Annotated in this window: 1 protein-coding gene; it reads right to left on the reverse strand. The window is 74.6% G+C overall.

Annotation, left to right across the window (positions count from 1 at the left end; all coding sequences use genetic code 11):
- Window positions 1-551: hypothetical protein (locus tag ACK41V_RS23780; protein WP_409786172.1), on the reverse strand; the 551-nt coding region annotated here is incomplete at its 3' end.
- Window positions 552-564 lie beyond the last annotated feature (13 nt).

A 564-nucleotide genomic window follows, 5' to 3' on the forward strand; every position in this document is an offset into this window, starting at 1 on the left:
GGCTGGAACCAGTCCAGCATGTGCTCGGGCGTGGGCAGCTTGGGTGCGGCGTCCAGCAGCGCGGTGGAGGCGGCATCTAGCAGCGCCGGCGTGGCCACTGCCACCGTGGGGCACAGGGAGTCCACCAGCACCAGCCGCACCACGCGGTGCACGCGCCAGTCGGGCGCCCTGGCGCCCGGTAGCGCCTCGGCCACGCGGCACTCCGCCTCCTCCTGCCGCTCCGCCGCCAGCGCCGCCGCCTCCGCGTCAGCATCGCGCGTGGCGGTGGCGGCGGTGGGAGCCCCGGCCGGTGGCTGGTGGCGGGAAGCAGTGGCTGGGCGGGAGAGGCCGTGCGAGGGTGGCAGGGTAACGGCCAGTGTGCCGCTGCCACTGACGCCGCCGCTGGCGCCTGGGAGCGAGCCTGCGACAGCGGAGGCTGGTTGCACTTCGGAGCGCAGCGCATCGATCTGCCACGCAGACAGCACGCCCGTCTCTGCGCCGCCCAGCTGCTTGAAAATGGCGCGCAGCACCGCCTCCGCTTTGCGCGTGAGCGCGCCGGCGGGTGTGAGCACGTGCGAGTGCACC

It is taken from the genome of Acidovorax sp., assembly GCF_046291265.1.
Taxonomy (GTDB): Bacteria; Pseudomonadota; Gammaproteobacteria; order Burkholderiales; family Burkholderiaceae_C; genus Acidovorax.